General features: G+C 41.6%; 17 protein-coding genes. 5 read left to right on the top strand and 12 right to left on the bottom strand.

Annotation, left to right across the window (positions count from 1 at the left end; all coding sequences use genetic code 11):
• Positions 1-119 precede the first annotated feature (119 nt).
• The 3 genes from rpsG to FTU16_RS03995 form a co-directional block, all read right to left on the bottom strand.
• Positions 120-590 carry a 30S ribosomal protein S7 gene (gene rpsG / locus FTU16_RS04005; protein ID WP_005011815.1) on the bottom strand — a complete coding sequence of 157 codons (471 nt, stop codon included), beginning with the start codon at positions 588-590 and terminating at the stop codon, positions 120-122.
• 178 nt (positions 591-768) lie between these two features.
• Positions 769-1143 carry a 30S ribosomal protein S12 gene (gene rpsL / locus FTU16_RS04000; protein WP_000246374.1) on the bottom strand — a complete coding sequence of 125 codons (375 nt, stop codon included), beginning with the start codon at positions 1141-1143 and terminating at the stop codon, positions 769-771.
• Positions 1144-1298: 155 nt separating this feature from the next.
• Entirely contained in the window at positions 1299-2759 is a 1461-nt protein-coding gene (locus tag FTU16_RS03995) for an EcsC family protein (protein ID WP_168379593.1), read from the bottom strand.
• A 273-nt stretch (positions 2760-3032) separates the two neighbouring features.
• Here FTU16_RS03995 and FTU16_RS03990 point away from each other — a divergent pair, with 273 nt between their 5' ends.
• Positions 3033-4262: a beta-ketoacyl synthase N-terminal-like domain-containing protein gene (locus tag FTU16_RS03990; protein WP_180162753.1), complete on the top strand. Its 1230-nt coding sequence runs from the start codon at positions 3033-3035 to the stop codon at positions 4260-4262.
• Between the two features lie 68 nt (positions 4263-4330).
• Entirely contained in the window at positions 4331-4783 is a 453-nt protein-coding gene (gene hemJ, locus FTU16_RS03985; protein ID WP_180077409.1) for a protoporphyrinogen oxidase HemJ, read from the top strand.
• Positions 4784-4852: 69 nt separating this feature from the next.
• Here hemJ and FTU16_RS03980 read toward each other — a convergent pair whose 3' ends face one another.
• The 8 genes from FTU16_RS03980 to FTU16_RS03945 all read right to left on the bottom strand — a co-directional run bounded on the left by FTU16_RS03980 (position 4853) and on the right by FTU16_RS03945 (position 9956).
• A complete protein-coding gene (locus FTU16_RS03980) occupies positions 4853-5674 on the bottom strand; it encodes a hypothetical protein (RefSeq protein WP_180162752.1) in 822 nt (273 codons plus the stop codon).
• The gene (locus tag FTU16_RS03975) at positions 5661-6113 is read right to left on the bottom strand and encodes a hypothetical protein (protein ID WP_180162751.1); all 453 of its coding nucleotides are present in this window, start codon (positions 6111-6113) and stop codon (positions 5661-5663) included. The genes FTU16_RS03980 and FTU16_RS03975 overlap by 14 nt, the downstream gene beginning before the upstream one ends.
• Positions 6114-6221: 108 nt before the next feature.
• A complete protein-coding gene (lysM, locus tag FTU16_RS03970) occupies positions 6222-6695 on the bottom strand; it encodes a peptidoglycan-binding protein LysM (protein WP_180008199.1) in 474 nt (157 codons plus the stop codon).
• Between the two features lie 191 nt (positions 6696-6886).
• Positions 6887-7123, bottom strand: coding sequence for an acyl carrier protein (gene acpP, locus FTU16_RS03965; protein ID WP_078190054.1), 237 nt, complete (start codon positions 7121-7123; stop codon positions 6887-6889).
• A gap of 85 nt (positions 7124-7208) precedes the next feature.
• On the bottom strand, positions 7209-7943 hold the full coding sequence (gene fabG / locus FTU16_RS03960; protein WP_078190055.1) for a 3-oxoacyl-ACP reductase FabG: 735 nt from the start codon (positions 7941-7943) through the stop codon (positions 7209-7211).
• Positions 7940-8920, bottom strand: coding sequence for an ACP S-malonyltransferase (gene fabD / locus FTU16_RS03955; protein WP_180025026.1), 981 nt, complete (start codon positions 8918-8920; stop codon positions 7940-7942). The genes fabG and fabD overlap by 4 nt, the downstream gene beginning before the upstream one ends.
• 218 nt (positions 8921-9138) lie before the next feature.
• The gene (gene rpmF, locus FTU16_RS03950; RefSeq protein ID WP_004279227.1) at positions 9139-9321 is read right to left on the bottom strand and encodes a 50S ribosomal protein L32; all 183 of its coding nucleotides are present in this window, start codon (positions 9319-9321) and stop codon (positions 9139-9141) included.
• 77 nt (positions 9322-9398) lie between these two features.
• The gene (locus FTU16_RS03945) at positions 9399-9956 is read right to left on the bottom strand and encodes a DUF177 domain-containing protein (protein ID WP_078190057.1); all 558 of its coding nucleotides are present in this window, start codon (positions 9954-9956) and stop codon (positions 9399-9401) included.
• A gap of 97 nt (positions 9957-10053) precedes the next feature.
• Here FTU16_RS03945 and FTU16_RS03940 point away from each other — a divergent pair, with 97 nt between their 5' ends.
• The 3 genes from FTU16_RS03940 (at position 10054) to FTU16_RS03930 (ending at position 11835) form a co-directional block, all read left to right on the top strand.
• Complete coding sequence (locus FTU16_RS03940) at positions 10054-10716, top strand: elongation factor P hydroxylase (RefSeq protein ID WP_180059474.1); 663 nt, start codon at positions 10054-10056, stop codon at positions 10714-10716.
• Between the two features lie 89 nt (positions 10717-10805).
• On the top strand, positions 10806-11423 hold the full coding sequence (locus FTU16_RS03935) for an L-threonylcarbamoyladenylate synthase (protein WP_078190059.1): 618 nt from the start codon (positions 10806-10808) through the stop codon (positions 11421-11423).
• A 100-nt stretch (positions 11424-11523) separates the two neighbouring features.
• On the top strand, positions 11524-11835 hold the full coding sequence (locus FTU16_RS03930; RefSeq protein WP_180162750.1) for a hypothetical protein: 312 nt from the start codon (positions 11524-11526) through the stop codon (positions 11833-11835).
• Positions 11836-11976: 141 nt separating this feature from the next.
• Here FTU16_RS03930 and FTU16_RS03925 read toward each other — a convergent pair.
• Positions 11977-12072 (bottom strand): transposase domain-containing protein (locus FTU16_RS03925; RefSeq protein WP_141192730.1); only part of this gene is annotated, 96 nt, incomplete at its 5' end.

Here is a 12072-nt window from a genome sequence, read left to right as displayed (position 1 = left end):
TCCTAAATTTTGTTGTTTAAAACAGGACGCTTTAAGCTGCATAGCAACTTAAAGCGATTCGATGACAAAACAGTGACAACTGATTTGTCACCCTCCTGAATAGGGGCTGTTTTATCCGCTTAGAAACGGTAATGAGAGAAGGCTTTGTTGGCTTCAGCCATACGATGCACATCTTCACGTTTTTTGATCGCTGCGCCTTTACCTTCAGCTGCATCAAGCAACTCACCAGCAAGACGTAAAGCCATAGTTTTTTCAGAACGCTTAGCAGCAGCATCTACTAACCAACGCATAGCCAAGGCAGTACGACGGGATGGGCGTACTTCCATAGGCACTTGGTATGTAGCACCACCAACACGGCGTGCTTTTACTTCGACCATAGGACGAACTTTTTCAAGAGTAGTCTCGAAAAATTCAACTGGGTCTACTTTAGATTTTTCTTGAACGCGGTCTAAAGCACCGTAAACGATACTTTCAGCAATAGATTTTTTACCATCTTGCATTACGTGGTTCATGAATTTAGCGATTGTTTGGCTGCTGAACTTAGGATCCGGAAGGATTTCACGGGCAGCAACTACGCGACGTCTTGGCATTTTAATACACCTAATAAATATGACACTTCAGGTTATTCCAGCAGGTGCACAAAGTGTCATGTGCTTTCGCTGGCCTTACTATACGTCGCTTGGAATTTTCACAAAAAATGCAGAAATCAGACAAGCGAGACGATAAAGGATTGCAGTTCTAACGAACTAAGAAGCCAATCTTTTCAGATTATTTCTTAGGACGTTTAGCACCGTATTTAGAACGAGACTGGTTACGATCTTTAACACCAGCACAGTCTAAAGAACCACGAACGGTATGGTAACGTACACCTGGTAAATCTTTAACACGACCACCACGGATAAGAACAACACTGTGCTCTTGTAGGTTATGGCCTTCACCACCGATGTAGCTAGAAACTTCGAAACCTGAAGTTAAGCGAACACGGCAAACTTTACGCATTGCTGAGTTAGGTTTTTTAGGTGTAGTTGTGTAAACACGTGTACAAACACCACGACGTTGTGGACAAGCCTTCAACGCAGGAACTTTAGATTTTTCAACTAAAGTTGTACGACCCTTACGGATCAACTGATTTGTTGTTGCCATTTGGCAATTCTCCCGTTAATAAAAAGCCCAAAAAAATACTACTTTTTGAGGGCATGCAATTGTAAGCGAAGACTTAAAATTGGTCAACAATATACGATCATCGAAAACATTTATTCATCGTGAGTTGCGCAAATTTTCACCCACAAATAAATAGGTTATTTTTCAGAAGAATCTGCTGATTTTTTTGTAACTTTATCTACGGCTGCTGTTTTGGCTTTACGCGGCTTAGCTTTGGGTGCAGCTTTCGCCACAGGGACATCATCATCCTGTACAGCTTCCAACACATCAAACTCATCCGTTTCAGCTAAAGCAGGTTTTTGCGCAGCCACGGGTGCATGAGGCTCAACAACTTTTTCTGCGAGTGCCTCCAAACCTTCTGAGACTTTTTGTTCCTGCGCTACCGCCACTTCGGCTGCATCAGCGGTTTTAGCTTGTGCTTTTTTAGTGACTTTTACTGCGCGGATACTCTCGTGACCTGCAACATCTATGGTCTGATCCAATACTGGTTCAGCCAAATCGATATCTTTCGCCTTAATGCCTTCTAGTAATTTAGGTGTTGCTTGAGCAAGCAACTCAAGAGAGCGCTCATAGGCATGTAATGGTGACAAGGTGATATCTTGATGCTGCAAAATATATTGGCGCGCATTTGAAAAGACTTGCTGTGCCTTCTGATTCACTTCATCCACCAAACGGCGACTATACACCACACTTACACCAGCACTCGCCACAGGAGATAACCGTGATAGCTGATTTAAAAGTGAAACTTTTGGCATTTGATTGAGCCATGCCCACTTGAACTGACCATTTTCATCCAGTACATATTTCTTCAATGCAGCTGCATCGGTGTCTGAACCCACCAATTGCTGCAACTGATGCAAATCACTATTTTGCAGCGTGCTACTCAGGGCTTTAATCGCCATAAGCAAGGTTTGTTTTTCTGCAATTAAACTCAGGTCGACCTGTTTAAAAATAAACTGAACGATATCTTGGTCACTTTCTTTACTTAAGTCAAAACCATAAGAACGTCCAACTTGATAAATCACTCGCAAAGTCATAATCAGTGAAGCAGGGATATCAATACTTGAACCGATAACACCTGTCGCACCTGTTAAAGCCCCTTGAATTGAAGCAATCCATTTATTTTGCTCGCCTAAGGCCTGACTAATGCGGCGTGAACGATCGACATCTTGTGTCAACTCTTCTAAATCACGTACGCCAGCTTCATCAAGCACTGCATCTACAGATGAAATATCCGAACTAAAATGATTCAATCGATCAAAAAGATAGTCAGAAATCTTGTCGCTAAATTGAGGGGCAACAAAATTAGCTACATTATTTACGGTATTAAAATGTCGACCGAATAATTGTCTAGAAACATTCGGAACATGTTCACGCAGAATTTGCTGCGGATTATCATATTTTTTCACATCAAATACGCTCGTCTGACGTGACTGACCTTCCAAGGTTTGACCATTTTTTTGTGGTTGAATGACCTTAGTTACAGATTCGGGTGCAACATGATTGATAATAGACACCCCTGTAGAACTGAGCTTTTTAGCCACTCCAAAGGCGTTTGAGAGCAGACCAGCCGTTGGTTTATTATTCGTTTTCGCCATTCCCTACCTCATTCAGACTATTCTTGAAATTCTTGATAAATACTAGGTGTAGTCAAACTTTATCACAACTTGAATATGTATCTTTAAGTTAAGTTTTTTGCTGCATCGTTGCAAATTAGCTCAGTCAAAAATAGGCATAGGATTTGCCATAAGAATTCAAAAAGCTTTCTGCTATCATTATTCCAATCAAATTATATGAGTTCGTCTATTTAGAAAGTTTCCTTCGTATACTTTCAATAGCTTGCTCACACACTACCTATAAAGGATCTGTAGATGAAACGTGTTGTAATCACTGGTATGGGCATCAACTCATGCATTGGTAATACATTAGAAGATGTCACTCATTCTTTGCAAAACGGGATTTCTGGAACACGTTTCAACCCAAGTTATGCTGAACTTAATTTCAAAAGTCATGTCAGTGCGGCTGCAGAACAAAACTTTGACGGTATTGACCGCCGCTTAAAACGCTTTATGGGCGTATGCGCAATGTATGCATACAACTCAGCTTTGGCTGCGGTAGAAAATGCAGGCTTAACAGCAGAACAAATCGGTGGTAATCCACGTTACGGTATTGCAGGTGGGTCAGGTGGTGGTTCAACTGCATCTGTTGTTGAAATGAAAGAACTTCTAGACACCAAAGGTGCACGTAAAGTTGGTCCATTCTTTGTACCACGTAACATGACCAACACCATTACCGCAAACGTGGGTGTTGCATTTAAAATGCAAGGTATTGCACACACGATTACTAGCGCATGTGCAACATCTGCAGATGCCATTGGTTATGCATACAACCTGATTCAATTAGGCAAACAAGACTTAATGCTTGCCGGTGGTGGTGAAGAGGACCATTGGTCACAAAGTCTTTTATTTGATGCAATGGGCGCACTTTGTTCAAAATACAATGACACTCCTGAAACTGCTTCCCGCCCTTACTCTGCTGACCGTGACGGTTTCGTGATCGCTGGCGGCGGTGGCTTCGTTGTACTAGAGTCACTTGAACATGCTCAAGCACGTGGTGCAAACATTTTGGCTGAAGTTGTCGGCTATGCAGCAAATTCTGACGGCGCTGACATGGTTGCACCATCGGGCGAAGGTGCGACGCGTTGTATCCTTATAGCTTTAGAAGAAGCTAAACAACATGGTGTAGATACCATCGACTATGTTAATACACACGGTACATCTACTCCGGCAGGCGATGTCACTGAACTTAAAGCGATGGAGCGTGCTTTCGGTGAAGGACAAGTTCCTCCGCTCAGCTCGACCAAATCGATGACCGGTCACAGCCTGGGTGCTGCAGGTGTACAAGAAGCGATTTATTCTATTTTGATGATGCAAAATGACTTTATTGCACCAAATATCAACGTGACTGAACTTGACGAAGGTGCAAAACCTTTTGATATCGTACTTGAAAAACGTGATGCAAAATTGAATACTGTGATGAGTAACAGTTTTGGTTTTGGCGGTGTAAACGCTTGCCTCGTTTTCAAAAAATGGGAAGCATAATATAAAGTTTGCTGCTTTGGTGCTTCGGTGCCAAAGCACATACCCACCGCCCTTTTAAGGGTTAATATATGGATGCTCCATCAGATGCTTTCCTCTGGGTAAAAGCATTGCATATCATCGCAGTTGTTTGCTGGTTCGCAGCGCTATTTTATCTCCCTCGCCTTTTTGTCTACCATGCTATGAGTGAAGATGCTACCAGTCATCAGCGCTTTCAAATCATGGAACGTAAGCTATACCGCGGCATTATGTGGCCCGCTATGATTGCTACACTGATCACGGCGCACTTCCTCGTCGATTGGGGTGATGCAACACGACACTACCATGAAGCGCTTTGGTTCTATTTAAAAGTTGGATTGGTTGGACTATTGGTGATTTATCATTTTGTTTGTGGTTATTACCGTAAAAAGCTTATCGAAAATGCACATTATAAGTCGCATAAATTCTGGCGTTATTTTAATGAAATGCCCACTTTGATTTTATTTGCGGTGGTTATTTTAGTTGTAGTGAAGCCAAGCTTCTAAACGACTGTAAAAAAGCCCCTACTCATTGGGGCTTTTTTATTTCTATATCAAAATGTTTATATACAAAAACTACAACTGCACACAGCTATCTAAAATATTCCAATTGTGTGCTCTAAATTGCTCACGCGGATACGGCACTTCAGCACACAACATCCCCTCTTTCTTAAAGAAACGTCGACCGTGGCTATTTTGACTCAACTGCGTTAAATCAGTCGCCCCCTGATTCAACAAATTAAAAATCATAATACGATCATTCAAAATGTGCCCTGCAAGCACAGAGTGCTCCCAAGGCACCCCCTCTATATTGGACAAAGTATTGCCCAAATAGTTTTTGATATGCCAAGATGAATACTGTCCCTGTTTTTGACCAGCCTGCATCCTAAACGAATCATAAGAAAGCTCAGATAGCTGTGCCGCATCTTCATATTGCTTAAACAATTGATTTGCAGTTTGACTTGGCAAATACAACCAATACATCAACGAGGTATTCCAGTCCGATGATTGCTGCACCTGCTTCAACACCGCATATACGCCATAGGCTTCCAATTGCGCAGCTGAGCGCAAACTTAACTGACGGGTACTTAAAGGCTCTAAATAAACAACTTGTCCGGTCTTTAATTGCTCATTACGTATAATTCGAACATAACGTGCCAGCCAGCTTTGAATCAACATCCTTTCAACCAATGAGATCGGGCGCTCAAGCATCTGCTGTAATCTGTGATATTCAGCCATATATGCATCCAGCTTATCCTCTTTATTTAACGCAATATTGATCTGATAAAGGATCGCCAACTGATTTAAATACTTAAAGTCTGGATATGCGGAATTGCTCGGCATACTTAAACTGCGGTATTGGTCTGCATGCTGCAACCATGTGTTAAAGCGCTGCAACGGTACCTTTTCTTGCTGTATCAGCGCAGAGCACCTGATGATGCTCAACAACAAATGCGCTAGCCGCCTTAGGATCATCGACCAGCAATTGCTGAAACTCCGCAACTAAATTCGTCTGTTCTTCTGACCACTTTTCACGTGTTAGCTTCGCATTCAATGGCTGACCCAATACATTTTGTTGCTCTTGCCCCAACAAACTAAATGCCCAATCTTGATGATAACGATAGCGCCCAACATTCAATGCCGAAAACCGATCTCCAGCATTCAGCCCAAGCAAGTTAAAATACGGCTCTTGTGTGTAATTTGAATGATAAGAAATTTCAGACTGCTGCCACTTGAGCACCCGAGGATCAATACGCTCATCCCACCGCAGCCAAAGACAAAAACACACAACAACTGCAAGCAACAGCAAGAAAATAAAGATGATTTTTTGTTTCATTGATTTCTTATTTTGAATTATTTCAGCCGCATTATATTCAACTTCACCATTCACGCATACAAAAAAAAGCCATCACAAGATGGCTTTTTTTACTTTAAACACAAATATTTATGCAGGAATACGAAGCACCTGACCTGGGAAAATGTCATCGGCATTTTTTAGCAAAGGACGGTTTGCTTCAAAAATTTTATTGTATTGATTTGCATCACCATAAAATTCTTTAGAAATCTTAGAAAGATTATCGCCTGATTTAACTGTATAAAATTTACTTTCTGGTTCTGGCGTTGCTACAGTCAACTGATCATCCACTTGCGCCACATGATCAATATTCCCTACCGCCAAGATAATCTTTTCACGATCTGCTTGGCTTTGCACCTGACCTTTCACTGTTGCTAGATCTGAAGTCCCGTTATAACTCACAGACAAGCCAGTTACAGGTAAGCCCAGTGCTTTGATATGACCCAATAACTTATTGGCAATTTCTTGTGCAGATGGTTCAGAAGGTGTTGCTGGCGCTGCCTGAGGTTCTGCAGGCGCTGTATTTTTTTTACCAATTCCTTTTACAAAATCAAAAAGACCCATGTTTTTCTCCGTTGTTTTTACTGTTTTAAATAATTTAACTATTGTTCAAACTCTATTTTTATAGCTAAAAAATAACCGCTTTTGAGTTGTTGTTGGTGACAGAAACGTAAGCTAATGTAAAAACAAAATATTCAGCATAAAAAAAGCCACCGAATGGTGGCTTTTTAAATCAGCATCGCTGAAATCTAAAATTAACCTAGTTTCTTAGAAACATAGTCAATTGCAGATTGTACAGTAGTGATTTCGTTTGAATCTTCATCAGGAATAGTGATGTCGAAATCGTTTTCGAAAGACATAACTAATTCAACTAGGTCTAGAGAGTCTGCACCTAAGTCATCCATGAAAGAAGCTTCGTTTTTGATCTCGTCTGCTTTAAGACCAAGTTGTTCAGCTACTGCTTGTTTTACGCGTTGTTCGATATCGCTCACAGGAATTCTCCTCATTGCTTGTGGCGTTTTTAATGCCGTTAGTTTAATTGAATCTAAATCGTTTTGAAAGTTTATACTTGAGCGCTTAGCTCATGTATAAACCACCATTTACATGTAATACAGTTCCGGTAATGTAACTTGCCTTTTCAGAAGCAAGAAAACTTACGGCATTTGCGATATCTTGCGGCTCACCTAAACGGTTTAAAGCCACTTGATCACTCATCTTTTTACGAATTTCTTCGCTTAACTGTTCTGTCATTTCTGTTGCAATAAAGCCCGGAGCCACTGCATTTACAGTGATTTGGCGGCTTCCCATCTCTTTTGCAAGGCTGCGACCAAAGGCCTCAATCCCTGCTTTTGCAGCAGAATAGTTTGCTTGTCCTGGGTTAGCAAAATGTGCAACCACAGAACTAATATTAATAATTCGGCCAAAACGTGCTTTGGTCATACCCTTTAAAACACGTTTAGAAAGTCGATAAACGGCTTTCAAATGAATGTTGAGAATGTCATCCCAATCATCTTCTGACATACGAAGTAACAAATTATCTTTGGTAATACCCGCATTGTTCACCAAAACCAATACAGAACCAAAGTTTTGCTCAATGTCTGATACCAATGCATCAATTGCAGTTGCATCACGTACATCTAGAACTTTACCCGCACCATTTTCAGCAAAAGCAGCAGATAATTTTTCCGCACCCGCTTCTGAAGTTGCAGTACCTACAACAAAATAACCGTCTTGAATCAATTGCTGAGCAATTGCTGCTCCAATCCCTCGGCTCGCACCTGTTACTAAAGCAACTTTGCGTTCTTGTGTCATGCAATTTTCCCTTCTGCCACTAAAATGGCATTCAGTGCATCTTCCATACGACCTTTCGTGTCGAGTGGGAATGCTTTTTCAATATTTGGCAAACGTTTTGCGAGATTCGCAAGGACATTACCCGGACCACATTCAGCAATGTACTGAATACCTTGGTCTTGCAAATACTGCATGGTCTTTGTCCACTGTACAGATTGGTATAACTGTGCAGTTAACGCCTGACGTAATTGCGCTACATCAGTCGCGATTTCAGCGCCTACATTTTGTATTACAGGTATAGTAGGCAGCTCAATGGCAGTTTGTTCCAATGCTGTCGCAAACTGTTCAGCAGCAGGTTTCATCAATGCACAATGCGATGGTACAGAAACCGGAAGTGCAATTGCCTTACCGCCATTTTCTTTAGCAGCAGCCATAACCGCTTCAACCATGGCTTTATCGCCCGCAATGACAACTTGACCTTGTGCATTGTAGTTTGCAGCATCTACTGAACCTGGGCCTTCTGCTTGAGCACAAAGTTCAATGACTTTGGCATCATCTAGACCCAAAATTGCCGCCATTGCACCTTGACCTTCAGGTACAGCACTTTGCATTAACTGACCACGTAGGTTCACCAGTTTAACGGCATCACCTAGGCTCATCGCACCTGCGGCAACCAAGGCGCTGTATTCACCTAATGAGTGACCTGCAAGGTATTTCGGTGCAACACCACCTAACTCTAACCACACACGCCATAAAGCAATACTGGCAGTCAGTAGTACAGGTTGAGTAAATTCTGTTTGGTTTAACCCTTCACCACTTTGCGCAATTTGCCAAAGATCAAAACCAGCCGCTTCTGATGCTTCTGCAAATGTTGCTTGCACACTACTAAACTGTTCTGCAAGTTCAGCGAGCATGCCGACTTTCTGTGACCCTTGACCCGGGAACACGAATGCAGTTTTAGTAGCTTGAGCTGCTTGCTCGAGTTGTTTAGCAGACATAAAAAAATCCTTTATCAAGACTGGTGAATTTATGCTATTTGGACATTTATTCAACACAATCCCATGTAAGCTTGTTTCAGGGACGGAAATTTAACACTTAATTTTTGTCTTGGTAATTGCCAAATGCAACAAAAAATCGGTACAAAAAATCGGTACAAAAAAAGGGAGCTTAACGCTCCCATTTTTTCTACTAAGCTTGACGCTTAATACATCACCAATTATTCAGCAGATGCTTTAGCGAATAATTGACGACCACGGTAGATACCATCTTTAGATACGTGGTGACGACGGTGAGTCTCGCCAGTAGCTTGGTCTACAGTTAATGCATTCTCGGTTAAAGCGTCATGTGAACGGCGCATGTCACGGCGAGAGCGACTTTTACGGTTTTGCTGAACGGCCATGATGGCTCCTTACAAAGATCGAAAAAATGGATCAGAACAAATTCGATTGTCTTATACTTAAGAGTATAACACAAAAATTAGTTAAGTTTACCCTTCAAACCTGCCAAAACATCAAACGGGTTGTCCCGTTTTTCTTCAACAAGCTCTTCAGCGGCAGGTTGATGCTTATGTTCACAAGCGTCATGCTTAGGTGACAAAGGCATCAACAATAACAATTCATCCTCTATCAGTGAGAGTAAATCAGCAGTCGCAGGTGCATCATATGAACCTTTGGTTGTTGCTTCACTTTCACCTAAAACGATGAAATCAGCATCCTCATCCAAGCGCTCTATCAGTGACTCGTCATCTACAAGAGCTAGATGAAAACTTAAAACAAGTGGAATCTCAACAGTATCCAGACAACGCTGGCATTCCATTGGAACATTTGTTTCAACATGACCATCTAGCCATACAATGCGATGATAAGCATCCATTGATAGCTTACAGTCTATGTTAATCAATTGATCATCAATTGATCCAACAGCTTCACGAGCAATACGAACAAAGCGAGATAATGGCAGTGTTCCTGACCATTTAAAGCCTTGTTCAGCCCATTTAAACGGCTCAATCTGTGCCGGAAAGGTATTTGCTGACATAATTAAGGCGGCAATTCTACAAATTCATCAGTACTCTGTCAAAGATTAAGATACAATTTTGTACTTATTTAGACAGACCATTTGGGTAACTTAAGTTATGCATCTGTTGCAGCCGCAAACAGAAGTGAATGTTTCATCACTTATGAGCACAATTTCAACGCTTGATTCTGACATTTCAGCCGACCAAGTGCAACTCTCGGCTTGGGAGAAACTTTCCACAGAAACAGAACACGTCGATTGGCTCATCTTACACTTTAATCATTGGTTTTCCCACCTGAATGTGAGCTTAGTGAAAGGTGACTTTGAGCCCGAGTACTTTCCTGCTGATTCAAACGGCCCTGCCCGTATTCAATTTGCTCATGGTTATTTCAATAGCGCTTTGCATGAAATTAGCCATTGGACTATTGCTGGCGAGCAACGCCGTTTACTTCCTGATTTAGGCTATTGGTATGCACCAGATGGTCGCAGCAAAGAGCAACAAGCCCTCTTTGAACAGGTAGAAATTAAGCCCCAAGCGATCGAATGGTTATTTGCCAAAGCCTTTGGACGTAAGTTTCGTGTATCACTTGATAACCTTACTGGTGAAGGCGGTGATGGCAGCAGCTTTAAAGATAATGTCTATGCACAATTACAGGCTTATTTTAAGGGCGAAGCCAAACTTCCACGCGATGCTTGGCGCTTTATCCAATGCATTTGCCACTGTACACGTGCTGGCAAAATGTTACAGGCGAATGAATTTCAACGTGAAATGCTTGATTAAATTATACAATTTGACTGCATTTCACATTGCACAAAGCAAATAGACCGCGACATAATGTCTAGAGCTTTTAATAATAAGAGGAAAACGACATGTTGCATTTAAGAATACATCCGGAAAATCCTCAGCCCCGTTTAATTACGCAAGCCGTTGAACGGATTCGTGCCGGCGATGTGGTGGTTTATCCTACAGATGCCGCCTATGCCATCGGTTGCCAAATTGGGAACAAAAATGCCATGGAACGCATTGCCCAAATTCGTCAGCTCGATGCTAAACATCAATATGCGATTATTTGTGCAGATTTATCTGACATTGCCACTTATGCCAAAGTCGATAATGCCATGTATCGTTTATTGAAAAATAACACCCCTGCGGTCACTACCTTTATTTTGCCTGCGACCAGTGAAGTTCCTCGCCGTTTAATGCATCCTAAAAAGAAAACCATTGGACTACGCATTCCGAGCAACCCGATTTGCCAATTATTACTCAAAGAACTCGGTGAGCCTTTATTAACATCGACCTTAATTTTACCTGGCCAAAAAGAACCGATTGATGATCCTTATGAAATTGAACTGCAAATCGGCAAACGAATAGATGTATTAATTGATGGCGGTTTAGGTACTTTAAATACCACTAGCGTTGTAAACCTTGCAGGTGAATACCCTGAAGTGATTCGCCGTGGTGTCGGTGATGTCAGTGCCTTTGAATAGCATGTACTGTTAAATACATGCTGTTACCGATCAGAGGCACAGCATGTAAAGGTCATCTGCTCAAAGCGCGGTTAAATTACCTTTCGATAAAGGAATCGACTTGATGACTTTATTTCAGATTTTACTCAAGCTCCAAAATGCGACAGACCTCAGTGTCTCCGAGCAAAGCAGTCTCAATCATTTTGCTATATATGCCACTGAGCCTTGGACTTTAGAATCCACGGCTCAACTAAGGGCAATAGATAAAAATTTAATTTTACCAACAGCGACAACACAGCCGCAGGCTTTTTCTTACTTTCTGCATGCATCAACGGTCAAATCACTATTTAAACACCGATCAAGTCAAAATCTCTGCTCGCAAGCGCAGTGCCAGCACATCATCGAATTTGCACTTGAAAAAAGATATGACTAACAGGCTCAAAGTCTTGATAGTTGGCTTTTGCTCAAGCGCGATAAAGCTGCATAAATTCTTTTAAATGAATTTTTTGTTGCCCTTGCTCATCAAAATTATTTGTATTGAGCGTAAGCGTCCGCTGAACCCCATGCCTATTTTTTAATTTGAGTTGGATTTCCAGCGATGTGGCAGTAATTCTTCAATCTGAGTCACTTTATGTGTCGGCAACCTTTTCAGCACATCACTTAAATAGGC

This window comes from Acinetobacter sp. YH12069 (assembly GCF_013419675.1).
GTDB classification, from domain to species: domain Bacteria; phylum Pseudomonadota; class Gammaproteobacteria; order Pseudomonadales; family Moraxellaceae; genus Acinetobacter; species Acinetobacter amyesii.
This window is presented reverse-complemented; position numbering and strand designations above follow the sequence as displayed.

Coding starts and splice junctions, on each gene's coding strand:
- rpsG (WP_005011815.1), bottom strand. CDS start 590: ATGCCAAGACGTCGCGTAGTTGCTGCCCGTGAAATCCTTCCGGATCCT.
- rpsL (WP_000246374.1), bottom strand. CDS start 1,143: ATGGCAACAACAAATCAGTTGATCCGTAAGGGTCGTACAACTTTAGTT.
- FTU16_RS03995 (WP_168379593.1), bottom strand. CDS start 2,759: ATGGCGAAAACGAATAATAAACCAACGGCTGGTCTGCTCTCAAACGCC.
- FTU16_RS03990 (WP_180162753.1), top strand. CDS start 3,033: ATGAAACGTGTTGTAATCACTGGTATGGGCATCAACTCATGCATTGGT.
- hemJ (WP_180077409.1), top strand. CDS start 4,331: ATGGATGCTCCATCAGATGCTTTCCTCTGGGTAAAAGCATTGCATATC.
- FTU16_RS03975 (WP_180162751.1), bottom strand. CDS start 6,113: ATGAAACAAAAAATCATCTTTATTTTCTTGCTGTTGCTTGCAGTTGTT.
- lysM (WP_180008199.1), bottom strand. CDS start 6,695: ATGGGTCTTTTTGATTTTGTAAAAGGAATTGGTAAAAAAAATACAGCG.
- fabG (WP_078190055.1), bottom strand. CDS start 7,943: ATGACACAAGAACGCAAAGTTGCTTTAGTAACAGGTGCGAGCCGAGGG.
- fabD (WP_180025026.1), bottom strand. CDS start 8,920: ATGTCTGCTAAACAACTCGAGCAAGCAGCTCAAGCTACTAAAACTGCA.
- rpmF (WP_004279227.1), bottom strand. CDS start 9,321: ATGGCCGTTCAGCAAAACCGTAAAAGTCGCTCTCGCCGTGACATGCGC.
- FTU16_RS03945 (WP_078190057.1), bottom strand. CDS start 9,956: ATGTCAGCAAATACCTTTCCGGCACAGATTGAGCCGTTTAAATGGGCT.
- FTU16_RS03940 (WP_180059474.1), top strand. CDS start 10,054: ATGCATCTGTTGCAGCCGCAAACAGAAGTGAATGTTTCATCACTTATG.
- FTU16_RS03935 (WP_078190059.1), top strand. CDS start 10,806: ATGTTGCATTTAAGAATACATCCGGAAAATCCTCAGCCCCGTTTAATT.